The organism is Rhizobium sp. WW_1 (assembly GCF_003610155.1).
In the GTDB taxonomy this organism is placed as follows: domain Bacteria; phylum Pseudomonadota; class Alphaproteobacteria; order Rhizobiales; family Rhizobiaceae; genus Rhizobium; species Rhizobium tropici_A.
The window spans coordinates 179,062-204,695 of sequence record NZ_RAIN01000003.1; the positions used below are offsets into that span (position 1 = coordinate 179,062).

General features: G+C 60.4%; 17 protein-coding genes and 1 tRNA gene. 2 read left to right on the top strand and 16 right to left on the bottom strand.

Annotation, left to right across the window (positions count from 1 at the left end; all coding sequences use genetic code 11):
- Positions 1–3: 3 nt before the first annotated feature.
- From glgX to BJ928_RS11145, 12 genes are all read right to left on the bottom strand, one after another.
- Positions 4–1,971, bottom strand: coding sequence for a glycogen debranching protein GlgX (gene glgX / locus BJ928_RS11090; RefSeq protein WP_047628998.1), 1,968 nt, complete (start codon positions 1,969–1,971; stop codon positions 4–6).
- Between the two features lie 217 nt (positions 1,972–2,188).
- On the bottom strand, positions 2,189–3,817 hold the full coding sequence (locus BJ928_RS11095; RefSeq protein WP_047628999.1) for an alpha-D-glucose phosphate-specific phosphoglucomutase: 1,629 nt from the start codon (positions 3,815–3,817) through the stop codon (positions 2,189–2,191).
- Between the two features lie 4 nt (positions 3,818–3,821).
- Positions 3,822–5,264, bottom strand: a complete 1,443-nt coding sequence (gene glgA / locus BJ928_RS11100; protein WP_047629000.1) for a glycogen synthase GlgA — start codon at positions 5,262–5,264, stop codon at positions 3,822–3,824.
- Between the two features lie 3 nt (positions 5,265–5,267).
- The gene (glgC, locus tag BJ928_RS11105) at positions 5,268–6,530 is read right to left on the bottom strand and encodes a glucose-1-phosphate adenylyltransferase (protein ID WP_047629001.1); all 1,263 of its coding nucleotides are present in this window, start codon (positions 6,528–6,530) and stop codon (positions 5,268–5,270) included.
- Between the two features lie 26 nt (positions 6,531–6,556).
- Positions 6,557–8,764, bottom strand: a complete 2,208-nt coding sequence (gene glgB / locus BJ928_RS11110; RefSeq protein ID WP_047629002.1) for a 1,4-alpha-glucan branching protein GlgB — start codon at positions 8,762–8,764, stop codon at positions 6,557–6,559.
- Positions 8,761–11,223: a glycogen/starch/alpha-glucan phosphorylase gene (locus BJ928_RS11115; RefSeq protein ID WP_047629003.1), complete on the bottom strand. Its 2,463-nt coding sequence runs from the start codon at positions 11,221–11,223 to the stop codon at positions 8,761–8,763. Before BJ928_RS11115 ends, glgB begins: the two co-directional genes overlap by 4 nt.
- A 297-nt stretch (positions 11,224–11,520) precedes the next feature.
- Positions 11,521–12,723 (bottom strand): VWA domain-containing protein, encoded by a 1,203-nt coding sequence (locus tag BJ928_RS11120; RefSeq protein ID WP_245432283.1) that lies wholly within the window; start codon positions 12,721–12,723, stop codon positions 11,521–11,523.
- Positions 12,724–12,873: 150 nt separating this feature from the next.
- Positions 12,874–13,752 carry a transglutaminase family protein gene (locus BJ928_RS11125; protein ID WP_047629004.1) on the bottom strand — a complete coding sequence of 293 codons (879 nt, stop codon included), beginning with the start codon at positions 13,750–13,752 and terminating at the stop codon, positions 12,874–12,876.
- A 4-nt stretch (positions 13,753–13,756) separates the two neighbouring features.
- Positions 13,757–16,174, bottom strand: coding sequence for a circularly permuted type 2 ATP-grasp protein (locus tag BJ928_RS11130; protein ID WP_047629005.1), 2,418 nt, complete (start codon positions 16,172–16,174; stop codon positions 13,757–13,759).
- A 13-nt stretch (positions 16,175–16,187) separates the two neighbouring features.
- On the bottom strand, positions 16,188–19,508 hold the full coding sequence (locus BJ928_RS11135) for a transglutaminase family protein (RefSeq protein WP_047629006.1): 3,321 nt from the start codon (positions 19,506–19,508) through the stop codon (positions 16,188–16,190).
- 179 nt (positions 19,509–19,687) lie between these two features.
- Positions 19,688–21,115, bottom strand: a complete 1,428-nt coding sequence (locus tag BJ928_RS11140) for a mannose-1-phosphate guanylyltransferase/mannose-6-phosphate isomerase (RefSeq protein ID WP_047629007.1) — start codon at positions 21,113–21,115, stop codon at positions 19,688–19,690.
- A gap of 288 nt (positions 21,116–21,403) precedes the next feature.
- Positions 21,404–22,504: a DUF475 domain-containing protein gene (locus BJ928_RS11145; RefSeq protein ID WP_047629009.1), complete on the bottom strand. Its 1,101-nt coding sequence runs from the start codon at positions 22,502–22,504 to the stop codon at positions 21,404–21,406.
- Positions 22,505–22,925: 421 nt separating this feature from the next.
- Between BJ928_RS11145 and BJ928_RS11150 the strand changes: the two genes are divergently transcribed.
- Positions 22,926–23,177: a hypothetical protein gene (locus BJ928_RS11150; RefSeq protein WP_052227504.1), complete on the top strand. Its 252-nt coding sequence runs from the start codon at positions 22,926–22,928 to the stop codon at positions 23,175–23,177.
- A gap of 119 nt (positions 23,178–23,296) precedes the next feature.
- Here the strand turns inward: BJ928_RS11150 and BJ928_RS11155 are convergent, their stop codons facing one another.
- Complete coding sequence (locus tag BJ928_RS11155; protein WP_047629010.1) at positions 23,297–23,773, bottom strand: hypothetical protein; 477 nt, start codon at positions 23,771–23,773, stop codon at positions 23,297–23,299.
- 172 nt (positions 23,774–23,945) lie between these two features.
- Positions 23,946–24,188, bottom strand: coding sequence for a hypothetical protein (locus tag BJ928_RS11160; protein ID WP_047629011.1), 243 nt, complete (start codon positions 24,186–24,188; stop codon positions 23,946–23,948).
- Between the two features lie 212 nt (positions 24,189–24,400).
- Here BJ928_RS11160 and BJ928_RS11165 point away from each other — a divergent pair, with 212 nt between their 5' ends.
- Entirely contained in the window at positions 24,401–24,712 is a 312-nt protein-coding gene (locus tag BJ928_RS11165) for a hypothetical protein (protein ID WP_047629012.1), read from the top strand.
- A gap of 140 nt (positions 24,713–24,852) precedes the next feature.
- On the opposite strand, the gene BJ928_RS11170 is transcribed toward BJ928_RS11165, so the two are convergent.
- A tRNA-Val gene (locus BJ928_RS11170) sits at positions 24,853–24,927 on the bottom strand.
- 84 nt (positions 24,928–25,011) lie between these two features.
- Complete coding sequence (cpdR1, locus tag BJ928_RS11175) at positions 25,012–25,374, bottom strand: response regulator CpdR1 (RefSeq protein WP_004117561.1); 363 nt, start codon at positions 25,372–25,374, stop codon at positions 25,012–25,014.
- Positions 25,375–25,634: the final 260 nt, after the last annotated feature.

Genomic DNA, 25,634 nt, shown 5'->3' on the forward strand with positions numbered 1-25,634 from the left:
CGATCAGTATTCGAGAAGGAAGGCGACGAAGCGGGCGGGAATGGTGATCTGCTCTCCAGCTGGCGTTTCGCCTGCCGTCGTCAGCTGAGACCAGCCGCTTTCGGAGGCCGGCAAGGCGACGGAGCGTTCGTCCGCGGCGCGGTTGAACACCATCGCAAGCCGCGTCGATCGGCCGGTGGTGCGGTCCTCCGTCCGGATTGCCATGCCGAGCACAGACGCATTCGGTGCTTCCCAATCCGATACCGTCATCGACGTTCCGGCGGCGGAGAACCAAAGCACATCGCTATCGCCGCGAAAGAAGTCCATCTGGCCGAAGGCGGCAAAGCGGTGGCGCAGGCCGGCAAGCCAGGCGGCATGGCCGATCAGCTCCTCGTCCAGCGCCTTCCAATCCATCCAGGTGATGGCATTGTCCTGGCAATAGGCGTTGTTGTTGCCCTGCTGGCTGCGGCCGCCTTCGTCGCCTGCCGTCAGCATGATCGTGCCGCGCGTCGCAAAGAGCGTCGACAGCATGGCTTCGATATCGGTGCGGCGTTTGTGTTGGATCAACAGATCGTCCGTTCGTCCCTCGACGCCGTTGTTCCAGGAGAAGTTTTCGTTATGGCCGTCGCGATTGTTCTCGCCATTGGCCTCGTTGTGCTTGTTTTCGTAGGAGACGAGATCCATCAGCGTGAAGCCGTCATGGGCGGCAAGGAAGTTGACGCTGCGCGTCTGCGTGCGGCCATCGCGACCGAATATGGGGGAGGAGCCGGCAAGGATCGTCGCCAGATCGCCGATGCCGGCATTGCCGCGCCAGAAGCGGCGCAGGTCGTCGCGGGCGCGGTCGTTCCATTCGAGGAACGGCGCTGGAAAATTTCCAAGCTGATAGCCGCCGGGACCGATGTCCCAAGGCTCGGCGATCATGATCCGATCCCGCAGCACCTCGTCCGCCAGCATGGCGCGCAGCGTCAAGCTGTCAGGATCGAAGCCCTTGCCGTTACGACCAAGCACGGTGGCGAGATCGAAACGGAAGCCATCGATGCCGGCATTGCGGACGAAGTGGCTGAGGCTGTCGAGGATGAGCCTGCGGGTTGCCGGCTGATCGCAGGCGACGGTGTTGCCCGTGCCGGTATCGTTGACCAGTGTGCCGGGCTGGCCCGCCACACTGCGAAAATAGGTGGGATTGTCGAGGCCGCGCAGCGATAGCGTCGGCCCGTGGCGGTCGCTCTCGCCCGTATGATTGAAAACGAGGTCGAGGATGACGGCGATGCCCTCGGCGTGAAGGGTAGCGACCGTCTCGCGCAGCTCCTTCATGCCACCGGGCACAAGGCGCGGATCGAGCGCCATGAAGCCGACGGGATTGTAGCCCCAGCCATTGGTGAGGCCGAGGGGCGGCAAGTGCCGTTCGTCGATCCATGCGGTGATCGGCATCAGCTCGACGGCATCGACCTGCAGGCGCTTGAGATGGGCAATGACTGCCGGGTGGGCGAGGGCTGCGACCGTGCCGCGTTGCTGCGCCGGCACATCCGGATGCAGCATGGTGAAAGGCTTGACGGCGATCTCATAGATCAGGCAGCCGGCCTGAAACAACGGCTTGGCCGGCTTGACGGCGACATCGCGCGAGACGATCGCCTTCGGCATGATGTCTTGCGTGTCCTCGCCGACGATACCGAGGCGTGGATCATAGTGGAATGGTCGATCCAGTTCCTTGGCGTAGGGATCGATCAGCAGCTTGGATGGGTCGAACCATAGGCCTTGTTCGGGATCGTATGTGCCGTGAGCGCGCAGGCCGTAACGCGTGCCTTCCTTTGCGTCCTTTACAAAGAGGCGATGTTCGTCCCCGTCGCGGGCAAGTGGCAGACGCGCAATTTCCTTCTGGCCTTCAGTGTCGAACAGGCACAATTCGATCCGCTCGGCATTCCTCGACCAAACGGCAAATTCAACGCCATGGTCGGCGGGGGTCGCGCCAAGGGAGCGGATTGTCTGTTCGGACATGCTCGGGCTTTCCGGCTGGATATCTAAAGGTCCTTCCCGCTCCCCGCGTGCGGGGAGAAGGCTAAGGTGAGGGGCAGTGCGTCCGGCAAATTGTGCAGTCGCGGTGAATTTCGAGAAGGCCCCTCATCCGACCAGTCGCCGCTTTACTTCGTTCAGCCGCTCCTGGCCGCCTTCTCCCCGCATTTGCGGGGCGAAGGGGCTTAGGCTGAGACTAATATTAAGTAATAACTGTCGGTGCATCGCGGCCGGTGCGGCCCTTGATATCGGCGATTTCCTGGGCTGCGGCGATGAGATCGGCCAGCGCTTCCTGGGTATCGATATTGTGGCGGGTCGGATCGGGCTCGTAGCGCTCGATGTAAACACGCAGGGTTGCGCCTGTCGTGCCGGTGCCGGAGAGGCGGAAGACGACGCGGGAGCCGCCTTCGAAGAGGATGCGGATGCCCTGATGCTGGCTGACGGATTTGTCGACCGGATCGTGATAGGCAAAATCGTCGGCGGCGGAAACGGTGAGGTCGCCGATCTTCGTGCCCGGCAGTGTCGGCAGCTTTTCGCGCAGTGCCGTAATCAGGCCGTTGGCGGCATCGGTGTCGACGCCTTCATAATCGTGACGGGAATAATAGTTGCGGCCGTAGGTGGCCCAATGCTGCGTCACGATATCGATGACGCTCTCGCCGCGAACGGCCAAGATGTTCAGCCAGAGCAGCACGGCCCAAAGGCCGTCCTTCTCGCGAACATGGTTGGAGCCGGTGCCGGAGCTTTCCTCGCCGCAGATCGTCGCCATGCCCGCATCGAGCAGGTTGCCGAAGAATTTCCAGCCGGTCGGTGTCTCATAGATGCCGACGCCGCGCTTTTCGGCAACACGGTCGGCAGCGCCGCTCGTCGGCATGGAACGGGCGATGCCGGCGATGCCATGCGAATAGCCGGGGGCGAGGTTGGCGTTGGCCGCCAGGATCGCCAGGCTGTCGGACGGGGTGACGTAAATGCCCCGGCCGATGATGAGGTTGCGGTCGCCATCGCCATCCGATGCCGCGCCGAAATCGGGCGCATCTTCACCCATCATGTCGTCATAGAGCTCTTTGCAATAGACGAGGTTCGGGTCGGGGTGATGGCCGCCGAAATCCGGCAATGGCAGGAAGTTGCGCACCGAGCCGTCCGGCGCGCCGAGGCGGATTTCGAAGATTTCCTTGGCATAGGGGCCGGTGACCGCGCTCATCGCATCGAAGCTAAGGCGGAAGCCGAGGCTGATCAGATTGCGGATCGCGCCGAAATCGAACAGCTCTTCCATCAAGGTCGCGTAGTCTTCAACCGGATCGATGACCGAAACGATCATGCCGCCGACGTCTTCGCGGGCGATGCGATCGAGATTGATATCCGGGAAATCCGAGATCTTGTAGCTATCGATCACCTTCGAGCGCTCATAGATGGCGTCGGTGATCTTTTCCGGCGCGGGGCCGCCATTGCCGATATTGTACTTGATGCCGAAATCTTCGGTGGGGCCGCCGGGATTGTGGCTTGCCGACAGGATGATGCCGCCGAAGGCCTTGTACTTGCGGATGATGTTTGAGGCTGCAGGCGTCGAGAGGATGCCGCCCTTGCCGACCATCACCTTGCCGAAGCCGTTTGCCGCGGCCATCTTGATGGCCTTCTGGATGACTTCGCGATTGTAGTAACGGCCGTCGCCGCCGATGACCAGGATCTTGCCCTGATAGCCCTCGAGCGAATCAAAAATCGACTGGATGAAGTTTTCCGCATAATTCGGCTGCTGAAATACGGGAACCTTCTTTCGCAGGCCGGAGGTGCCGGGTTTCTGATCCGCGTAGGGGGTGGTGGGTACGGTTTTAATCATCGGGTTAAGCGCCTCTCGAGACTAGACTGGAGTAGAGAGCGGCGTAGCGTTCTGCGCTCCTGCCCCAGGATACGTCGGATTTCATGCCCTGCTTTTGCATCTGCGTCCAGACCTTTCGATCCTGGAAAAGGTGCATGGCACGGCGCACGGCCTGCAACAACCCCTCGGCGGTGACGGGCGAAAATTGGATGCCGGTTGCGACTTTCGCCTGCAGCCCGGCGTGGTTGGCGTCGATAATCGTATCGTTCAGCCCGCCCGTTCGCGCAACGACCGGCAGGCAGCCGTAGCGTAAGCCATAAAGCTGCGTGAGGCCACAGGGTTCGAAGCGCGAGGGAATGATAATCGCGTCGCAGCCGGCCTGCATCAGATGCGACATCGGCTCGTTATAGCCGGCGGAAACGCCGACGCGACCGCGATGGCGGCCGGCTGCGGCAAACAGCGCGCCTTCCAGCGCCGGATCGCCGGCACCCAGTATCGCGAGCTTGCCGCCCATGTGGACAATCTCGGTGGCAACCTCTGCCAGAAGATCCATGCCCTTCTGCCAGGTGAGGCGGCTGACGACGCAGAAGATCGGACCATCGTCGTTTTCCAGACCGAAATGCTCGATGACGCGCTGACGGTTCACGGCGCGATCCTTCAACGTCGTCACGTTGTAGGTCTGCGCGATCATCGGATCGGTTTCCGGATTCCATATATCGTCGTCGATCCCGTTGACGATGCCGTAGAGATTATAGGCCTTGCTGGCGATGACGCCCTCAAGGCCCATGCCGAATTCCGGCGTCAGGATTTCCTCCGCATAGGATGGGCTGACGGTGGTCAGCGCATGGGCCGTCTGCAGCCCGCCCTTGAGAAAGCCGACATCGCCGTAATATTCGATGCCTTCCATGGAGAAGGCGTGGGCGGGCAGGCGCAGGCCGGGGAAGATATCGGCGCCGAACTGGCCCTGGAATGCAATGTTGTGGATGGTCAGGACACTCGGCAGTTCCGGCGTCGGATAGTAACGCATGTAGACCGGCACCATAGCCGATTGCCAGTCATGCGCATGTACCAGATCCGGCCGCCAGCCGGGCATGAGGCCGGCGGCGATCTCGGCGCCGGCGAGCGACAGCGCCGCAAAGCGCCGCCAATTGTCGGGATAATCCTTGCCCGTCGCATCGACATAAGGACCGCCGGTGCGGCTGTAATAGGCCGGCGCGTCGAGCACGAGGAAGGAGATGCCGGCATGCTCAACTTCGAGCACCGTCGCCGGCTCGCCGAGGAGATCCGGAAGCTCCAGGCGAACAACCGGATCGCGGATGGCCTTCATGACGGCGGGATAGCCCGGAATGAGGGTCTTGGTTTCGACGCCATAGGGCTTCAGCGCGATAGGCAGGGCGCCGGCCACATCGGCCAGGCCCCCTGTCTTGATCAGGGGGAAGACTTCGGACGAAACCGAGAGAACCTTCATAGGTTACAGATCCAGCTTATCGATCATCGATTGGGTGATCAGGCAGATGCCGCTTTCCGTGCGGCGCCAACGTTTGGCATCCAGCTCCGGATCTTCGCCGACGATCAGCCCCTCCGGAATGGTGACGCCATGGTCGATGACGACATTCTTGAGCTGCGCGCGACGGCCAACCTTCACGCCCGGCAGTACCACCGCTCCCTCCAGCTTCGAGTATGAGTTGGCGCGTACGCCGGTGAAGAGGAGGCTGTTGTAGAGGCTGGCGCCGGAAATGATGCAGTCGCCGGCGACCACGGAGGATACAGCCGAACCGCGGCGATCCTCGTCGTCATGCACGAACTTCGCCGGGGGGCTGATTTCCGCATAGGTCCAGATCGGCCAGGACTTGTCGTAGATGTCGAGCTCCGGCACGACGGCGGTCAAATCGATGTTCGCCTGCCAGTAGGCATCGACCGTTCCGACGTCGCGCCAATAGGCCTCGCGCTCGAAGTCGGAGCGAACGCAGGATTGGGTGAAGCGATGGGCGACGGCTTTACCGTTCTTGACGATGTAGGGAATGATGTCCTTGCCGAAGTCGCGGCTGGAATTCGGGTCGGCCGCATCGCGCTTCAGGCAGTCGATCAGGAATTTCGTGTGGAAGACATAGATGCCCATCGAGGCGAGAGCGAAATCGGGATTGCCTGGGATACCAGGCGGATCGGCCGGCTTCTCGACGAAGTCGATGATCTGGTCCTTGTCGTCGACATGCATGACGCCGAAGCCGACGGCTTCCATGCGCGGCACTTCAAGGCAGCCGATCGTGACCTGGGCGCCCGAATCGACGTGCTGCTGCAGCATCCATTCATAGTCCATCTTGTAGATGTGGTCGCCGGCGAGGATGACCATGTATTCCGGGCCATAGGGCTCGATGATGTCGATGTTCTGGTAGACGGCATCGGCCGTACCTTCGTACCATTGCGTTTCGGAAACGCGCTGTGAAGCCGGCAGGATGTCGAAGCTTTCGTTTCGCTCGGGGCGGAAGAAGTTCCAGCCGCGCTGCATGTGGCGGATCAGCGAGTGCGCCTTGTACTGGGTGGCGACGCCGATGCGACGGATACCGGAATTGAGTGCGTTGGACAGCGCGAAATCGATAATTCGTGTCTTGCCGCCGAAGTAGACGGCTGGCTTGGCACGACGGTCGGTGAGTTCTTTCAGACGGCTGCCGCGCCCCCCGGCAAGAACGTAAGCCATGGCGTCGCGTGCCAGCGGCTGGAAACGTTTTTCTACCATTTTATTCCTCCCTGTCCGTAATGATCTCAAAATTCCGGTTCGAGCATGATCGTTGCCAATGGAGGCAGCGTTATTATCGCTTGTACGCCTCCGCCGGCATTGACCGCCTGTACGCGCCCGCCATTCCCCTTGCCGCTGCCGCCGTAAATGTCGGCATCGGTATTCAATATCTCGCGCCACCGCCCCTCAGCCGGCAAGTGCAAGTTATAGTTCTCACGATAGACCGGCGTGAAATTGGTGATGACGACAACCGGCTTTTCGCCTGGCGCCTTGCGCAGCCACGCAAAAACCGAGTTTTCGAAATCATCGACGACAAGCCATTCGAAGCCGTCACCCTCGCAATCACGGGCATGGAGCGCCGGTTTGCTGCGATAAGTGAAGTTGAGATCGCGGACGAGACGGCGCATGCCTTCGTGCATGCGGTATTGCAGCAGGTTCCAGTCCAGGGCGCGCTCTTCGCTCCACTCGCTCCATTGCGCGAATTCCTGGCCCATGAACAGCAGCTTCTTGCCGGGATAGCCCCACATGAAAGCATAATAGGCGCGCAGATTGGCGAATTTCTGCCAGTCGTCGCCGGCCATCTTGGCGATCAGCGATCCCTTGCCGTGAACGACCTCGTCATGCGAGAGCGGCAGGACGAAATTCTCCGAGAAGGCATAGATCAGGCCGAAGGTCAGCTCGTTGTGGTGGTATTTGCGATGCACGGCTTCGCGGCCGAGATAGCTCAGCGTGTCGTGCATGAAACCCATGTTCCACTTGAAGCCGAAGCCAAGGCCGCCTTCATGAACCGGCTGCGACACTTTCGGCCAAGAGGTCGATTCCTCGGCGATGGTCATGACGCCAGGATGCGCACCGTAGATCCGGGTGTTCATCGACTGCAGGAAGCGCACGGCCTCGAGATTTTCGTTGCCGCCGTACTCGTTCGGTATCCATTCGCCGTGCTTACGGGAATAATCGAGGTAGAGCATCGAGGCGACGGCATCGACGCGCAAACCGTCCAGATGGAATTTTTCCGCCCAGTAAAGCGCATTGTTCAGCAGGTAGGCGAGAACTTCCGTGCGGCCGAAATTGTAGATCGCCGTATTCCAGTCGGGATGAAAGCCCTTGCGCGGGTCCTCATGCTCGTAGAGCGCGGTGCCATCGAACCAGCGCAGGCCGTGTTCGTCGGTCGGGAAATGCGCCGGCACCCAGTCGAGGATGACGCCGATGCCGACCTTGTGGCAGCCGTTGACGAAGCGGGCAAAACCTTCCGGCTCGCCGAAGCGGGCGGTCGGCGCGTAGAGGCCGGTCGTCTGATAGCCCCAGGATGGGTCATAGGGGTGTTCGGTGATCGGCAGGAATTCGATATGGGTGAAGCCCATGTCGACGCAATAGGGGATGAGGCGCGAGGCGAGCTCGTCCCAGGACAGCATCGAGCCGTCTTCGCGGCGTTGCCAGGAACCGGCATGCACCTCGTAGATGCTGATGGGCTGGCGGCGCATGTCGACATTTGCCCAATGCTCGCGGTGCGCGGCATCGTCCCAAACCTGTTGCAGTTCGTTGGCGGTGACGGAAGCTGTCTTCGGCCGCAACTCACTGCGCCGGGCAAAGGGGTCGGCCTTCAGCGGCAGCAACACGCCGTCCTGGCCCCGGATCTCGAACTTGTAGGAGAGCCCGGCCGGTACATCGGGGGCGAAAATCTCCCAGATGCCGCTATCGGAACGGAAGCGCATGACGTGCCGGCGGCCATCCCAATTGTTGAAATCGCCGACGACCGAGACACGCTGCGCATTCGGCGCCCAGACGGCGAAATGGAAGCCCTGGACGCCCTCGTGCTTTATGGGATGGGCGCCCATTTTGTCGAACAGGCGCAGATGCGTGCCCTGGCGGGCGAAGTAATCGTCCATCGGTCCGAGGACCGGGCCGAAGCTGTAGGGATCGGTCACCGCCCATTCCGCATCGCCGCGCTTGGCGCGATAGCGAACCGGCTGCTGCTTGGCGAGCTTGACCTCACCGGAAAAGAAACCGGCCGGATCGAGGCATTCGAGCTCGCCGATGACGGAGCCGTCCAGCGCCGTCGCGGTGACAGCTTCGGCGCCAAGAATGAAGCAGCGGGCCACATAGCCTTCGTCCGTCTTGTGAACGCCGAGAACGGCGAACGGATCGGAATGCGTGCCTGCGAGAATTGCAGCAATGTCATCTGCCGAAATATCGCTCACGCTCGTGCTGTCAGCGGGTTTTTTCGGCTTTTTCATCCGGCTCTCCAGATTTCCTTGGCGTATTGACGGATCGTCCGGTCGGAGGAGAACCAGCCCATGCGAGCGGTGTTGTTGATCGTCTTTGTGTACCACTCCGACGGATTGGCCCAGAGAATATCGACTTCGCGCTGCGCCGAGGCATAGGCATCGAAATCGGCCGCGACCATGAACCAGTCATGGCTGTAGATGCCGTCGATCAGGCTGGCATATCGGTTGCGGTCGTCGGGGGAGAATACGCCGGAAGCAATCGCCGACAGTGCCTGGGCAAGCTCCCGCGAACGCTCGATAATGGCGCGGGGATCGTGACCATCGCTGCGCAGGCTGGCGACCTCATCGGCCCGGAGACCGAAGATGACGATATTGTCCTCGCCGACATTGTCGCGCATTTCGACATTGGCGCCATCGAGCGTGCCGATCGTCAGCGCGCCGTTGAGGCCGAACTTCATGTTGCCGGTGCCCGAGGCTTCCATGCCGGCCGTCGAGATCTGCTCGGAAAGGTCGGCGGCAGGAACCATGACTTCCGCCAGCGAAACGTTGTAGTTCGGCACGAAGACGACTTTCAACAGGCCGCGCACGGAGGGGTCGTTGTTGATGACGCGGGCGACGTCGTTGATCAGCTTGATGATGAGCTTCGCATTGTGGTAGCTCGGCGCCGCCTTGCCGGCGAAGAGCTTGACGCGCGGTTGCCAGTCGAGCTCGGGATGCGAGCGGATCTGGTCGTAGAGCGCCACCGCTTCAATGACATTCAGAAGCTGGCGCTTGTATTCGTGAATGCGCTTGATCTGGATGTCGAACATCGCATTCGGATCGAGCTTAATGCCCATGCGGCTGGCGACGAGATTGGAGAGCTGCACCTTGTTGGCGCGCTTGACGGCGGCGAACTTTTCCCGGAAGGCGCTGTCGCGGGCGAACTGATCCAACGGCTTCAGCTGCTCGGCATCGTCGAGGAAGGCATCGCCGATGGTTTCGCGCACGAGGTTCGTCAGGCCGGGATTGCACTGCATCAGCCAGCGGCGCGGCGTGATGCCGTTCGTCTTGTTGTTGATGCGGTCCGGGTAGAGCTTGTGCAGGTCGGCAAAGACCGTGACCTTCATCAGGTCGGTATGAAGGGCGGAAACGCCGTTGATCGAATGCGAGCCGACGAAGGCAAGATTGCCCATGCGCACGCGACGATCGCCATTCTCGTCGATCAGGGAGATCGAGCGGATTTCGGTGTCGCTGAAATTGCGCAGCTTGCGGGCTTCCACCAGAACCTTGGCGTTGATCGCATAGATGAGTTGCATGTGGCGGGGCAAAAGCCGCTCGAACAGCGGCACGGGCCAGCTTTCCAGCGCCTCCGGCAGCAGGGTGTGGTTGGTGTAGCCGAAGGTGTTCCTGGTAATATCCCAGGCCTTGTCGAATTCCAGGCCGTGGACATCGACCAACAGGCGCATCATTTCCGTGACGGAGACGGCCGGATGGGTGTCGTTCAGCTGGATCGCCACCTTGTCGGCGAGATTTGTCAGATCGTCATATTGCTGCAGGTGACGGCGCAAGATGTCCTGCAGCGAGGCCGATGAGAAAAAGAACTCCTGGCGCAGGCGCAGTTCCTGGCCGGCGGGTGTCGCGTCGGCTGGATAGAGGACGCGCGTCAGGCTTTCGGCCTTGTTGCTTTCGCGCAGCGCGCCGATATGGTCGCCGGCGTTGAAGGCATCGAGCAGGATCGGGTCGATCGGCTGTGCCGACCAGAGGCGCAGCGTGTTGACGCGCTGGCCGCGCCAGCCAACGACGGGCGTGTCGAATGCGGTGGCGATGACGCGCTCGGCCGGTTTCCAGATGTAGCGGGGCTGATCGTCATGGCTGCTGATGGTTTCGACGCCGCCGCCGAAGCCGATTTCATAGGAGCTTTCCTGGCGTTCGAATTCCCAGGGGTTACCGTGTGCCAGCCAGGTTTCGGGCAGTTCGACCTGCCAGCCGTCTGCCATCTGCTGGCGGAACAGGCCGTGGACGTAGCGAATGCCATAGCCATAGGCCGGCACATCAACTGTTGCCATGGATTCCATGAAACAGGCGGCAAGACGGCCGAGGCCACCGTTGCCCAGCGCTGCGTCGGGCTCCAGGCCTGCAATGACGCGGATGTCGACGCCGAGCGAGGCGAGGGCGTTGGTGATCTCCTCCATCAGACCGAGATTGGAGATCGCGTCGCGCATCAGACGACCAATCAGGAACTCCAGAGACAGATAGTAAACGCGCTTGGCGCCGGTCTGATAGACATTGCGGGTCGATTCAATCCATTTGTCGATGACGCGGTCGCGAATGACGAGGATCGTCGCCGTCAGCCAGTCGTGCGGTTTGGCAACCTTCGCGTCCTTGCCGATGCGGTATGTCAGGCGCTCGATAATTTCTTCGGCCAGGATTTCGGGGCGGGAACTGCGCGGCGCGGGAACGGGGAGATCGGCCTTCGTCAAGTTATTCATACTATCAACTCTCGCCATTTGTGATTTATATTCAGCGTGTTACGCGTGCTTAAATCAAATTGCCTTTCCGTTTCACTATCAGTTTACGCACTGATGTAAAGCAGTTGCAACAAGCGAGTTGGGCAGATGCGAAAAATGCCGCCAAAGGCTCTCCATTAGCCGGAAAAGACTTGATTCCGATGATGTTTCGGGCTTTTATTCGCGCATCGTTTAAACGAAAAGCCCCGCGATACTCGTATCGCGGGGCTTTTTCTTTGTGAGCCATCTATGGTTGCTGGGCGTGGGCGCCTGGCAGGATCACTTGGTTAGGAGTGTCATCTGCTTGGCTGCTTGAGCGCCGATGGCCTTGAACGCGGCGACCAGATCGGACATTTGTTGAGCGTCGAAATAATTGGACGGACTTGATGCGCAAGCGGCGAGCAAAGTCTGTCCGCGTGTAGGTGCCATAAAAGCCACCGTATAAATTTGCACGCCGGCATCTTTCGCGGCTTTACAAGTATTCAGCGTCTTTTGGTCGGAACTCGTGTCGTTATTTTCGCCATCTGTCATCAGAACTATATATTTCTGAAAGCTCTTATTGCCACCATTGGTTTGGGCAGTTACCTCAGCGCTGGACGTGACGGCGGCGTAAGCCTTTTTCATGGGAGCGTTAGACTCGGTGCCTCCCTCCGCATTCAGTCCGCTCACGACATTGGTGCGCGTTGATTTTGTCCCCCAATCCAGATTGCTGGAGCTGTCAACCTGACTGCTCCAGGCAATGGCCGCTGTACGTACATATTGCGACTTTGGGTCGGCGGCATCCAACTGGTCGAGAAGATTGCCAACTGCGGTCTTCAACGCATCTATTTTCTTAATATAGCAAGGGCTTACTTGGCCCTTGTATTGATAAAGGTATATACCGTCCGTATAATATTGCGTGCAGCTGGTCTGCGACTTGTCGATGACGCTGGTGTTCAGCAGCATAGATCCGGATTTATCAAGCGCAATCTCCATCGACAGGGCTGTCTTTTGAACAGCCGTACCGCTTGTCGACGTACTTGAGGCCGAAACAGACATTGTTTGTATGCCGAGCAGACGACTCATGCTGTTGACCGACATGCCATAGGATGCGTTGACGCTAACCGTATAGCTCGTACCGCCGGATGAATTGCTGCTTGATGTTACCGTAGTCGACGTACCTGTCTTCAATGCGTTCGTCGTCGTGGTATCCCCCGACAGGTAGTTTGACATCTGGCCGAGGACGAAATTATTGCCAAGGTCCTTGGCTGTGGTTGTGGTAGCACTGCCATCAGCAAGCGCTGTTGCGGCCGCAAGTGCTGCAGCGTCTGTCGCCTCCTGGAGCTGGCTGTGAGAGAGTGACATGTTGGTGACGTCTATTGCCATACCGCCTGCCGCTACCAGCACAGGTACCGAAATCGCCGTTAGGATGCCAAAGTTTCCAGCTCTATCACGTAGAAGTTGTTTTAGTGCTCGAAGTAAATCGGAGCCGGGAACCATCATGTCCGCCTGTAAAAAGGAGTTTTCAATCTAAAGAACGGCGGGACTATCGACTACAAACATTAGTTGATCGTTTATGCGGAAGATTGAAATTTAACAAATTGCCTAATCTGGCGCGATTTGCTTCAGGTTTTTTACTACCTTAAGTATATTCTATTTTAGAGGAATAACATCTACTGCCTGGACGGCTTTTTGATTGCCGTAGCTCTTCAGTACGCCGATAACGGGCGAAACATCCGAATAGTCGCGACCATAGGCGACGACGATATGATCCGTGCCGGCCGGGATATTGTTGGTCGGGTCAAGCTCGATCCAGCCTGTCGTCTCGCCGCACCAGATGCGCACCCAGGCATGCATGGCGTCTGCGCCTTCGAGTCTCTCCTTGCCTGGCGGCGGGATGGTGCGCAGAAAGCCGCTGACATAGCCGGCGGGGATGCCGAGGCTGCGCAGCGCGATGATCATCACATGCGAAAAATCCTGGCAGACGCCTCGCTTGAGACGGAAAGCCTCCCTGGGCGTGGTGTCGACCGTTGTCGCCTTGGGATCGTAGGTGAAATCCTTGTGGATCTGCGCGCAGACCGCATGGGCGATCTGCAAGGTCGTCAAATTGGTCGCCTTCCACTGCTTGGCATAATCGTTGATTTCGCTGGTTTCCGGCAGGCGCGGGCTACTGCCGAGAAAGTGATGCGGCGAAGATGGATCGATCGACCAGCAATCGTCGATCTCCTCGGGCAGCCTTGCAAGCAGCGGCGAGAAATCGGCCGTCACGGGCTGGCTTTCGACCTGAACGCGCGCCTGCATCCGGATGTCGAGCCTTTCATGCGGATCGCGCACCAGGATCGAGGTCGCTGGATGCTGGAAGAAATCCGTGAAGTTGGATTGCTCGTCCGGGCCTGGCGTTATTTTGACCGAGCCGGCGATCAGCCGCTGCCGATGGGGCAGGGAGAGTGGCATGACGCGCAGGATATGCCGCGCGCCGCTGGCCGGGACGTCGTAGATATAGCCCATGTGAAGCGAGAGGTCGTAGAGCATCACGTCATCCGAGATAGGTGCGTGCCAGCAGGTCGGAAAGCCGCTCCAGTTCGCGCGCCAGCTGCTGGTATACTTCGACGGTCATGGTTTCCGGCGTCATCACGGCAAGGCCCGAATGCAGTCGCATGGCCTCGCGGTAGAAGGGGGACATCTGGCCGTTGACGAAAGCGTTCGGCAATTGCTCGACCTCGCGGTGGATCTCGTTCATCTGGAAGAGGATCGAGCGCGGGTTGAGAGGGTCGAGCGCCAAAAGATCCGTCACCGTCAGCCGGGCCGTGTTGACGTTGTAGCGGCGGCGATGGGTCATGACGCTGTCGCCGATTTCAAGCAGCATGTCGAGCGCGCCATCCGGCGCATCGGGGCCGGACATGTGGCCGAGCAGCCGCGTCATGTGCAGGCCGCGTTCTATGTAGCGGCCGAGGGACAAGAAGCGCCAGCCGGTGAAGCGGTACATGTTTTCATGCACGAGACCGGCAAAGCCCGCGAGCTTGCGCAACAGGATCGTCATGGCATGGCTGGCATCGTCGCCGTGCTTCACACCTTCCCTGAAGCGGCGTGCCGTCTTGGCGAGATCATTCAGGGCGAGCCAGCCGTCGGGGGAGAAGCGGTCGCGGATGTTGCTGGCCGAATAGACGGCGCTTTCGATGTTGCGCAACAGGTTTTCGGGCACCGCCTGCTTGGTGTCGATGTCGATGGCGGCGAGATAGGCGCTGACATCGGCGAGCAGAGGCTGGTTCGGATCGGCCGCTTCCGCGAAACGACCGTGCCAGGCGCGCAGGATGCGCAAGGCGCCTTCGGCGCGTTCGATGTAGCGGCCAAGCCAGAAGAGATTGTCCGCCGCCCGGCTCGGCAGGCTGCCCGGCATGTTGCGGGTGAAGGTTTCTTCGGCCGGCAGCAGCGTGTGGGCTTCGACCGGCTTGTCGGAGACGATCCAGACGTCGGCGGCAGAGCCACCGGCCTGCATGGCGATAGCAGCGACATCGTCGCCGCTGCCGATACGGGCAAAGCCGCCGGGCATGATCCGCCAGCCGTTTTCCGTGCGGGCGGCGAAGACGCGCAGGCTCATCGGCCGCGGCGTCAGCTTGCCGTTGACCCAGGCCGGCGTGGTCGACAGCGTCACGACCTCCTGGCCGACCAGTTTCTGCCCTTCGGTCGCCAGCCAGTCCGCAATCGAATCGCGGGCGGTGCTGCGCAAGGTCGAACCGAGCACCGATTGGCCGCTGTCGTCGAAGAAGGGCATGCGGGAATAGGCCGGTCCGATAACCATCTTTTCAATGTTGGCGGCCACATGCTCGCGCTCGCTCTTCTGGCCACACCACCAGGTCGCGATCGATGGCAGCTTCAGTTCTTCGCCGCGTAAGTGCCGACAGATGGTCGGCATGAAGGCAAGCAGGGCGCGCGTTTCGAGAATGCCGGAGCCGAGCGCGTTGACGATCGTCACCGTCTGCGCCCGCAGCGCCTCGACCAAGCCAGGCGTGCCGATATGGGATTGCTGGTTGAGCTCCAGCGGATCGGCATAGGCCGCATCGAGGCGGCGCCAGAGCACGCTGATCGGCCGCAAGCCCGCAACGGTGCGCACCATCAGCTGGTCGTTGACGACTGTGATATCCTCGCCTTCGAGCAGCATGAAGCCGAGATAGCGGGCGATATAGGCGTGTTCGTAATAGGTTTCGTTAGCCGGTCCCGGCGTCAGGACGGCGACGCGTCCCTCACCGCCGCGCTTGCCACCGAGCAGGGCATCGCGGAATGCGCCGAAGAAGGACGCGAGGCGATGGACCTTCGTTTCTGCGTAGATATCGGAAAAGGCGCGGGTGGTGGCGACGCGGGTTTCGAGCGCAAAGCCGGCGCCCGATGGCGCCTGCGCGCGGTCGGCCAGCACCCACCAATTGCCATCGGGGCCGCGTCCGATCTCGAAGGCCAGGAAATGCAGATAATGGCCGTTCGCCGGTTTGACGCCGACGAGCGGTCGCAGGAATTCCGGATTGGCCGCGATCAAGGCAGGCGGCAGCAATCCTTCGCTGACCAGACGGCTGTCGCCATAGATGTCGGCGATGATCGATTCCAATAGATCGGCGCGCTGCTGCAAGCCTTCGGAAAGAGCCTGCCATTCGCGCTCGTCGATGAGCACCGGAATATGCGAGATCGGCCAGCCGCGTTCGCTGACCCCTGTCGTCCCATAGGCCCGATAGAAAACGCCGGCATCGCGCAGATAGCGGTCGGCGCGGGCAAAGCGCTCGGTCAGTTCCTCTTCCGACATGCGCGTCAGCGCCGACAGGAAGTTTTGCCAGACGGGCCGTACAGCGCCGGTATTGTCGACCATTTCATCGGCGACGCCGGGCAGGGGACGATAGGCAAAGGCCGGCTCCTTACCGGTGCCTGTCTTTACCTCGTCGCGCCGTTCCGTCGCCGGTTTTCTAGCCATTCACAGTTCCGTCTCAAATTCCTGCCGGCCGCCTGAGGTCGAGCGTCAGCGGGAATTCCGCCGACGCAGTCTCCGGTCTCAGAGCATAGCCACCTGCTGTATGCCCCCAAGGCTCGAAACGCGCAAGACGTCGCGCTTCCGCCTCGTTGCCATTGACGGGGAAGGTGTCGTAGTTGCGGCCGCCCGGATGGGCAACATGGTAGATGCAGCCGCCGATCGAGCGGCGAGACCAGGTATCGTAGATGTCGAAAGTCAACGGCGTGTCGATCGGCAGGACGGGATGCAGACCGGAGGCTGGATGCCACGCCTTGTAGCGCACGCCGGCGACCGAAACGCCCGCCATTCCCGTCGGCGTCAGCGGCACAGGACGGCCGTTGCACGTCACCGTGTAGCGCGAGGGATTGGCCGCTTCGAAGCGGATCTGCAGGCGCTCGACCGACGAATCGACATAGCGCACCGTGCCGCCGATCGCACCTTCCTCACCCATGACATGCCATGGCTCCAGCGCCTGGCGCAGTTCCAGTTTGCTGCCCTCGTATTCGACTTCGCCGCAGAAGGGGAACCGGAATTCTAGCTGTGCCTGGAACCATTCCGGCCGCAGGTCGAAGCCGTTTTCGCGGAGATCGGCGAGAACATCGAGGAAATCTTGCCAGATATAGTGCGGCAGCATGAAGCGATCATGCAGCGTCGTGCCCCAGCGGACGAACTTGCCATCGATGGGATTACGCCAGAAGCGGGCGATCAGCGCGCGCACCAGCAATTGCTGGGCAAGGCTCATGCGCGCGTTCGGCGGCATTTCGAAGCCGCGGAATTCGACGAGACCGAGCCTCCCGGTCGGCCCATCCGGCGAAAACAGCTTGTCGATGCAGATTTCCGAGCGGTGGGTGTTGCCGGTGACGTCAGTCAGGAGATTGCGGAAGAGGCGATCGACCAGCCAGGGCAGCGGTGGAATACCGGCTCCCGGCGCCGGCACCTGGGCAATCGCGATCTCCAGCTCATAGAGGCTGTCGTGACGGGCTTCGTCGATGCGCGGCGCCTGGCTGGTCGGGCCGATGAACATGCCGGAGAAGAGGTAGGAGAGCGAGGGATGGCGCTGCCAGTGCAGCACCAGGCTCTTCAGCAGGTCGGGACGGCGAAGAAAGGGGCTATCCATGGTATTGCGGCCGCCGACGACGACATGGTTGCCGCCGCCGGTGCCGGTGTGGCGGCCGTCGATCATGAATTTGTCGGTGCCGAGGCGACTTTCTCGCGCCTCGTCATAAACCGCCGTGGTGATATCGACGGCTTCCTTCCAACTCGATGCCGGATGGATGTTCACTTCGATCACACCCGGGTCGGGAGCGACGCGGATGACATTGATGCGCTCGTCCTGCGGCGGCGGATAGCCCTCGATATGCACCGGCAGATTGAGAGCCGCCGCGGCGCGTTCGGTTGAGGCGACGAGGTCCAGGTAGTCTTCGACGCTGACCGTCGGCGGCATGAAGATGCAAAGGCGCCCGTCGCGCGGCTCGACGCTGATGGCGGTCCGCACATAGCCGCCGATCTCGCCCGCCGATTGCGGCATGATCGGCTGCTGGCCGGCGAAGGGCTGGAAACGGGCGGCTTGCAGCGGCCGGCCCCTGTCCTCGTTGTAATCCGGCAACGCTTCGCGCGGGATCGTCGGGTCCATCGGGTTGATATACGGATATTGCGACGCCGGTATCCAGCCGAGCGAGTTCAGCGGCAGGCGGTAGCCGACCGGGCTGTCGCCAGGCGTCAGGAAGATGCGGCCACGGCGCGTATTCCATTTCTCGCTCGTCCAGCGGCGGCCGCTGGCGCGCGCATTCCATGTCTGCACCGGCAGGATATAGCCCGTCGGGCGGGTCAGGCCGCGCTCGAAGACGCGGGCCATGCGCGAGCGTTCCTCGGGGTCCTTCAGCTTCGAGTTGGATGGGTCGACATTGTCGGGCAGGTTCGCTTCCTTGACCAGCCATTCGGCCGGATCTTCGAAGGCGGGCGTCACATAGTCTGGCTCGATATCGAGCTCGCCGGCAATCGCCGTCAGCAGGCGGCCGGCATCGTCCTCCGTGACGCTGTAGTCGCGACCTTCATTGGCGATCAGATTGGGGTTCGACCAGATCGGCAGGCCGTCGCGGCGCCAATAGAGCGAGAAGGTCCAGCGCGGCAGGCTTTCACCGGGATACCATTTGCCCTGACCGTAATGCAGGAAGCCGTTCGGCGCGAAGCGCTCGCGCAGACGGCGGATCAGCATATCGGCCTTTTCGCGCTTGGTCGGGCCAACGGCGGCGGTGTTCCATTCTTCGGACTGGAAGTCGTCGATCGAGACGAAGGTCGGTTCGCCACCCATGGTCAGGCGCACGTCGTCTTCCTTAAGGATCGTGTCGACCTTTTCGCCGAGTTCGTTCAGGGCCTCCCAGCTTTCGTCGGAAAACGGCTTGGTGATGCGCGGGTGCTCGGCGACGCGAGCGACCTTCATGTCGAAATCGAATTCGGTCTTGGCTTCGCCGAAGTAACCGCCCGAGATGGGTGCGGCATTGCGGTAATGCGGCGTGGCTGCAAGCGGAATGTGGCTTTCACCGGTGAGCAGCCCGGAAGTCGGATCGAGGCCGACCCAGCCGGCGCCGGGAAGATAGACTTCCGCCCAGGCATGCAGGTCGGTGAAATCGACCTCGGTGCCGGAGGGGCCGTCGAGTGCCTTCAGGTCGGGCGTGAGCTGGATCAGATAGCCGGAGACGAAGCGGGCGGCGAGGCCGAGATGGCGCAGCACCTGCACCAGCAGCCAGCTCGTGTCGCGGCAGGAGCCCTTCGCCGTCTCCAGCGTCTCCTCCGGCGTCTGCACGCCGGCTTCCATGCGGATGACGTAGCCGATTTCCTGCTGCAGACGCGCATTGAGGCCGACGATCATGTCGACGGTCTTTTGTTCCGAGCGGTCGAGCGTGGCGAGAAAGGCCTTCAGCCTGGGGCCGGGCTCCTCCGGCTTCATATAGATGGACAGATCCTCACGGATCGTCTCGGGGTAATCGAACGGCCATCGGGTCGCTTCCTCCTCGACGAAGAAATCGAAGGGGTTGTAGACCGTCATGTCGGCGACGAGATCGACCTCGATCTTCAGCTCGGTAACCGGATCGGGAAAGACGAAGCGGGCGAGATAGTTGCCGTAGGGGTCCTGCTGCAGGTTCACGAAGTGATTTGAGGGCGTGACCTTCAGCGCATGGCTGAGCACGCGGGTCTTGGAATGCGAGGCGGGTTTTAGGCGGATGATCTGGGGGCCGAGGCGGACCGGATTGTCGTAGATGTAATGGGTGAGATGATAGATGCTCGCCTTGATCGCCATATGTCTCTTCGCCTAGCCCGCATCGTTGTGCGGTGATTGCCGTTCCCTTGGGGCAGTGTGTGCAATGCAGCGAAAGAAAGCAAGACATCTGCGCGCGATGCGTAATCGCGTCATACCTGCCAAAGTAAAACGGCGAGCTTTCGCCCGCCGTTCTCGAATCTCTATTGCGCTACCCGCAATCACGTTCTGCCGAATTCATCAACGATACGGATGATGTCGTCTTCGCCGAGATAGGAGCCGGTCTGTACTTCGATGAGCTCCAGCAGGATCTTGCCCGGATTGGCCAGACGGTGCACTTCGCCGAGAGGGATATAGACCGACTCGTTTTCGCGCAGCATCTGCACGTTCTCGCCGACCGTCACTTCGGCCGTGCCCTTGACGACGATCCAGTGCTCGGAGCGATGGTGATGCTTCTGCAGCGACAGCTTCTTGCCGGGCAGGACGAAGATGCGCTTGACCTGGAAGCGCTCGCCGTTCAGCACCGAGGTATAGCCGCCCCAGGGGCGGTATGAGGTCGGATGCGTCTCGGTGAGTTTGGCGGTCTTTTTCTCGCTCGCCAGCAGCTTGACGAGCTTGCCGACTTCCTGGCTGTCTCTGAGGTGGCCGACATAGACGGCGTCTTCGCTGGCGATGACGGCGACATCTTCGAGCCCTTGCACGGCGACGTGCAGGCTGTGCGACATAACAAGCGAGTTCTTCGTGTTGACCAGCGTCGTGGCGCCGGCGGAGACATTGCCGCTTTCGTCGCGGCTGCCGACCTTCCAGACCGCATCCCAGCTGCCGAGATCCGACCAGGTGAAGGGCGAGGGAACGACGGCGGCGTTGGCCGTCTTTTCCATCAGCGCGTAGTCGATGGAAATGTCCGGGCTCTTGGAGAAGGTGTCGGCGTCCAGACGGGTGAAATCGAGGTCGCGCGTCGACTTGGAAACGGCCTTGCCGGCCGCCTTTTCGACCTCGGGTGCAAATTCCTTCATCTCATCCAGAAGCTGGGCGGCCGAGAACATGAACATGCCGGAATTCCAGTAGAAATGGCCGCTCGCAACCATCTCCTCGGCCCTTTCCAGGGCGGGCTTTTCGACGAAACGCTTGACGGCATGAGCGCCCGTCGCAAGCGCCTTGCCGCTTTCGATATAGCCGTAGCCGGTCGCCGGTTCCGTCGGCTTGATACCGAAGGTGACGAGCTTGCCCTGCAGCGTCGTGTCGCGCGCGAGGCGCACGCAATCGTAATAGGTCGTGTTGGCGTCGATCTCGTAGTCGGAGCCGAGGACGTGCATAATCGCGTCCTTGCCGAACAGCTCGGTAACGAGCGTGGCAGCGGCGGCGACTGCTGCGGCAGTGTTGCGGGCCATGGGCTCCAGCAATATGGCCGTCAGCTTCTGGTCAAGCTCGCGGGCCTGCTCCGCAACGAGGAAGCGGAACTCCTCGTTGGTCAAAACGATCGGGGCTTCGTAGAGCTCCGAATCGGCTACGCGCGCCAACGTGTTCTGAAACAACGTCCTGTCGCCGATGAATTGGATGAACTGCTTCGGTGCGGAGGCGCGCGATAGCGGCCACAGCCGCGTACCCTTGCCGCCCGCCATGATCACCGGAACGATCTTTGCCGTCATGCTCTGCCTCTCCTGGACATCTCATTCGGAGCTGTTTTGACGATGCACAACCATTGTGCGCCCGCCCATGCTCTTTCGACAATTTCCATCGCCATTGCGATATTTTTTCTTAAAGCGCCAGCTTTAATACGTCGAGATCGTAAACATTCGGCGACTTTAGTCCAAAAGATGCAGTGAAAGTCTATCGCGTACACTATTTTGTATGAAAGGCGGAAGCTGTCGTAAGACGGCTTCCGCCATGGATAAGCCCAACGCTTACCCTGAGTGGTAACGCCAACGCCTCAAGGCTTAAGCTTCTGCCCGGTCATGCTGTTCTTCATGCGCCGGCACATGGTTCAGGCCGTTGCGCCTGTTGTAGCGGATCGACGACCAGAGCGAGATGCCGATGAGCGCCGCGCCGCCAAGGCCGGTGATGACCTCTGGGATGTGCGTCAGCGTTTGCACATACATGATCACGGAAAGGATCAGGATGGCATAGAAGGCGCCATGTTCGAGGTAGCGATAGTGCGCGAGCGTGCCCTTCTCCACGAGCATGATCGTCATGGAGCGAACATACATGGCGCCGATGCCGAGGCCGATGGCGATGATGAAGAGGTTCTGGGTGAGGGCGAAGGCGCCGATGACGCCATCAAAGGAGAAGCTGGCATCGAGGATTTCGAGATAGAGAAAGGCGCCGAAGCCGCCTCTTGCCGCAGCACTCATCGTCTGCTGCGAGGCATCCAGGAACCCCGCGAGAACCTCGACGAGCAGGAAGGTCAAAAGGCCGTAGATCGCGGCATGCAGGAAGGTCGTGGCATCGTCACCATCGAGTACGGAGGTGAAGATGAGAACCAGAACCAGCACGAAGGCGATTTCGACGCCCTTGACGGTGGCAAAATGCGCCATCCGCTTTTCGATGAAGCCGATCCAGTGCACGTCCTTTTCGTGATTGAAGAAATAGGTCAGCCCGACCATCATCAGAAAGGTGCCCCCGAAGGCCGCGATCGGCAGATGTGCCGCCCGCATGATCTCGCCATATTGCTCCGGCCGGGTGGCGGCGAGCTGCAGCGCTTCCCATGGGTTGATCCAGGCGGCGATTGCGACGATCGCGAGCGGAAAGACGATGCGCATGCCGAAGACGGCAATGATGATGCCCCATGTCAGAAAGCGATGCTGCCAGACGGGCGTCATCTCTTTCAGCTTGTTGGCGTTGACGATGGCGTTGTCGAACGAAAGCGAGATTTCGAGTACGGCGAGGACCGCGCAGATGAAGAAGGCTGTGGCAAGGCCGCCGAACGTGCCCGTCGTATTCCAGCCGAGCAGGGCGCCGAGGGCAAGACCGCCGGCGGTGACGGCAAAAGCCCAGCCGAAATAGCCGAGCACGGATTTTGAAGCGGTGCGAGAGCTCATGAGCGCCTCCCGCTGCAAAAGAAATGAACATTTCCGGATTGCGCGCATAGCCGCATACCGAAGACGGCATGCGGGTGAGGCATGGTCAAGCTGATCATGGGAACGAAGTCCGCCGGCTCATCTGCAGGCGGTACCGACATCGCGAGAGCGCCGTGAAAACTCTCGCCAGAGGGGCCCGGCACCAAAGTTCAATCCGTCGCCGATGTCAGAGAGGCGCGGAGATGCATCATAGTTAGTGAAGTTGCGACACAGGTCAAGAGTTGAAATCGTAGCGGCAACAACCGCATTCGATAATTGAGAAATCGAGGAACCAAAGGGAAAGGGCTTGCGTTTGACCTTCAGGCGCTCTTGCGCCGCCCGCCGTTCGAATACTCGGGCGGATCATCAATCCCGACAACAGCGACCGACAGGAGAAGCTCCGATGAGCCCGACACCCATTCATCGCAAGTCGCAGACGCAAAAGCCGGAACTGACGGAACGACAGAAGAAAGCGCGCTCGAATAGGCTTCGCCAGGCCCAGGTCCTGCCGCCGCATCAGGTGGACCTGACGCTGCATCCCGTGACGCATGAGGACGTGCATGTCCCTGCTCATGTCAACGGGGCGGACCTGTCGCGCGAAGCGCCAGCCGATGCCAATCACGGCCGGAAGCAGAAGAACGGGCCTCGGCACTAAATATGGCGACTTCTCAGATTTGTTTCCGAGCGCGGCGTCATTGATCTCGGGATCGTTACCACAAAGCCGTGCCACGCTTTAGCGCGGCGTGCGTGAGCTAGGGGTCGGTTATCCGACGGCTATTTGTGCCGGGGCGCCTTGCCGTCGGATGTAAAGCTGCCATTGAAGCTCATCTCGGGCGATTTCGCCGTGCATTGAATGGCGATCGGCTTGCCTGCGTAGGGATTGGCGAAGGTGCAGCTGCCCTTTGCTGCGACCTGATTAGAGATATTGTTGCCGGCTCCGGTCGCGATAGCGTCGATCGGCAGTTGCGCCGTGCCTTTCTGGCTGCCGGGCTTGATGCCCTTGCCATTGCCACGGAAGCCAAGCATTTTGCCGCCGGACGTGAAAATGAAGGTCACGGAACCGTCAGGTGCGGTCACGCTGGCCAGTTCCGGTTTACATCCCTTCGAGGCATCGAGTTTGCCGACCACGAGCTTGGAGCATTTCCCGCTGACCACGGTGGCACCCTGTGTGGGAAAATTCTCCACGGCCGCAGCTGCGGCCTGTGTGGCGACCAGCGTCGCCAATCCAAAAGCAATGCCTGCGAATCGCATAAGAGAGGCTCCTTTCAAGCCCGCGCAGATTCGCCGATCCAAATGTGGCAGTCAACCCGAAGCAGAACACAAGCCGAAAGCGCCTGACGACCGTTTCGATATTCATTGCGCTTCAGGCTCGTGGATTGCACAGGCCGCGGCCATAAAACGACCGCTCAGGGTTGTGCCAATCTCAATGTGGGGCTGATTCCGGGACAAGCGAGCCGATGAGTTGCAGCAGGGCATTCTGGCGATTGCCGCCACCGGCCAGGAATTCATAGAGGGTCATGCTCTTCTCGCTGCCACCATCGACGACAAAATCCGCCTGGCGGATGACGTAGACCTCGCCGCTTTCGGTGTCGCGGGCGAGGTGGAACATATATTCGTCGCCATTGGGCTTGTGGTTCTTGTAGAACTGCCGCTTCATCACCGTCATCTCGTCCTCCCGTATGATCGATGCGCTGGTATGACAGTAGGATGACGGCGCGACCGGAAGTCAAGCGGCTTGTCGCAGGAACTTGTGTCGCAGGCTTCGTTCAATTCGCAATCGCAGCGAACATCAGCATGTGATTGGATATCTTTCAAAAGGCGATTATTCTCGACTTGCGCTCGAATTTTCGAGACGCGGCAAGTTGGAGATCGAAGCACATGAGAATGATGTTAGCGCTGGGAGCCATTTTGAGCCTGGCATGCGTCTCTGCCGGTGAGGCGCCTTCGAATTATCAGACATATCACGGCGCCGTTCGCGCCGACAGCGACCCGGTGGTGCTGGCAAGATACGACAGGGCCCTCAATCGCTGCGAGCCCGAAGCCTATTCCTGGCGGCGCGGGTCGCCGGACGCAAACAGTACGCTTTATTGGCTGGCCTTGCGGAATTGCCTCTACCGCCAGGGCTTCCTCGATCGCGGTGCCTACGCCTATCCGACGACGGCCGTGTTCCAGCATTTTCTGGAGCAGTGATGTGCTGCGGCCGACTGTGGCGTGCGGACCGGCCTGCTGATGCAAAAAGGTTTACGACATAGCCAGGCACGGCCAGATGCCAAGAAATGAAAAAAGGCCTTTCGATTTCTCGAAAGGCCTTGCTTTTCAGCTAATTAGGATGGTGGGCGTGACAGGGATTGAACCTGTGACCCCTACGATGTCAACGTAGTGCTCTCCCGCTGAGCTACACGCCCATCCGATGGCGGCGCATAGATCACAAAACCTTGGGTGTCGTCAATAGGCTTTTTTTCGGTTTTGTGACGAGGCCGCCGGAAGCCTTACGCGGCAAGGAGTTTGTTGACTTCGTCGACCAGCTCGCGGAGGTGGAAAGGCTTGGAAAGGACCTTTGCATCCTTCGGCGCCTTCGAATCAGGGTTCAAAGCGACGGCGGCAAAGCCGGTGATGAACATCACTTTCAGGTCCGGATCGAGTTCGGTGGCGCGGCGCGCCAGCTCGATGCCATCCATCTCCGGCATGACGATGTCAGTCAACAGCAGCGAGAACGGCTCTTCGCGCAGCCGATCGTAAGCGCTTGCTCCATTGTCAAAGGACAAGACCTTGTAGCCGGCTTTTTCGAGCGCCTTCACGAGAAAGCGACGCATGTCGTTGTCGTCTTCGGCAAGAAGTATCTTCTGGGTCATCATCTCTATCGCTAATCAACTTTGTCTTGTTGGACTCGTCCAGCGTTTAGGGTAGCGCCACGCCGTAAACAAGCCGTGAATGGTCAGTCAAAACGCCCTGTTCCGGCATTTGTTCGAAACATGGATACATCGCACGGAAACGCTCTGCGTTTCCGAAGACCGGTCGTCCAGAGATTTCGATTACGGCGCTTTGGATTAAGGCCATTTCGGTCAAGTTACTATGGACTTGCGGTCATGCAACTGGCAACATGATTAGTGCG

What these genes read in the sequence shown, in the direction of transcription:
- BJ928_RS11160 (WP_047629011.1), bottom strand. Translation starts at nt 24,188, where the DNA reads ATGACGGTGATGAAGCGGCAGTTCTACAAGAACCACAAGCCCAATGGC.
- BJ928_RS11165 (WP_047629012.1), top strand. Translation starts at nt 24,401, where the DNA reads ATGAGAATGATGTTAGCGCTGGGAGCCATTTTGAGCCTGGCATGCGTC.
- BJ928_RS11120 (WP_245432283.1), bottom strand. Translation starts at nt 12,723, where the DNA reads ATGATGGTTCCCGGCTCCGATTTACTTCGAGCACTAAAACAACTTCTA.
- BJ928_RS11145 (WP_047629009.1), bottom strand. Translation starts at nt 22,504, where the DNA reads ATGAGCTCTCGCACCGCTTCAAAATCCGTGCTCGGCTATTTCGGCTGG.
- BJ928_RS11155 (WP_047629010.1), bottom strand. Translation starts at nt 23,773, where the DNA reads ATGCGATTCGCAGGCATTGCTTTTGGATTGGCGACGCTGGTCGCCACA.
- BJ928_RS11125 (WP_047629004.1), bottom strand. Translation starts at nt 13,752, where the DNA reads ATGCTCTACGACCTCTCGCTTCACATGGGCTATATCTACGACGTCCCG.
- cpdR1 (WP_004117561.1), bottom strand. Translation starts at nt 25,374, where the DNA reads ATGACCCAGAAGATACTTCTTGCCGAAGACGACAACGACATGCGTCGC.
- BJ928_RS11115 (WP_047629003.1), bottom strand. Translation starts at nt 11,223, where the DNA reads ATGAATAACTTGACGAAGGCCGATCTCCCCGTTCCCGCGCCGCGCAGT.
- BJ928_RS11135 (WP_047629006.1), bottom strand. Translation starts at nt 19,508, where the DNA reads ATGGCGATCAAGGCGAGCATCTATCATCTCACCCATTACATCTACGAC.
- BJ928_RS11130 (WP_047629005.1), bottom strand. Translation starts at nt 16,174, where the DNA reads ATGGCTAGAAAACCGGCGACGGAACGGCGCGACGAGGTAAAGACAGGC.
- glgC (WP_047629001.1), bottom strand. Translation starts at nt 6,530, where the DNA reads ATGGTAGAAAAACGTTTCCAGCCGCTGGCACGCGACGCCATGGCTTAC.
- BJ928_RS11095 (WP_047628999.1), bottom strand. Translation starts at nt 3,817, where the DNA reads ATGATTAAAACCGTACCCACCACCCCCTACGCGGATCAGAAACCCGGC.
- glgB (WP_047629002.1), bottom strand. Translation starts at nt 8,764, where the DNA reads ATGAAAAAGCCGAAAAAACCCGCTGACAGCACGAGCGTGAGCGATATT.
- BJ928_RS11140 (WP_047629007.1), bottom strand. Translation starts at nt 21,115, where the DNA reads ATGACGGCAAAGATCGTTCCGGTGATCATGGCGGGCGGCAAGGGTACG.
- glgA (WP_047629000.1), bottom strand. Translation starts at nt 5,264, where the DNA reads ATGAAGGTTCTCTCGGTTTCGTCCGAAGTCTTCCCCCTGATCAAGACA.
- BJ928_RS11150 (WP_052227504.1), top strand. Translation starts at nt 22,926, where the DNA reads ATGAGCCCGACACCCATTCATCGCAAGTCGCAGACGCAAAAGCCGGAA.
- glgX (WP_047628998.1), bottom strand. Translation starts at nt 1,971, where the DNA reads ATGTCCGAACAGACAATCCGCTCCCTTGGCGCGACCCCCGCCGACCAT.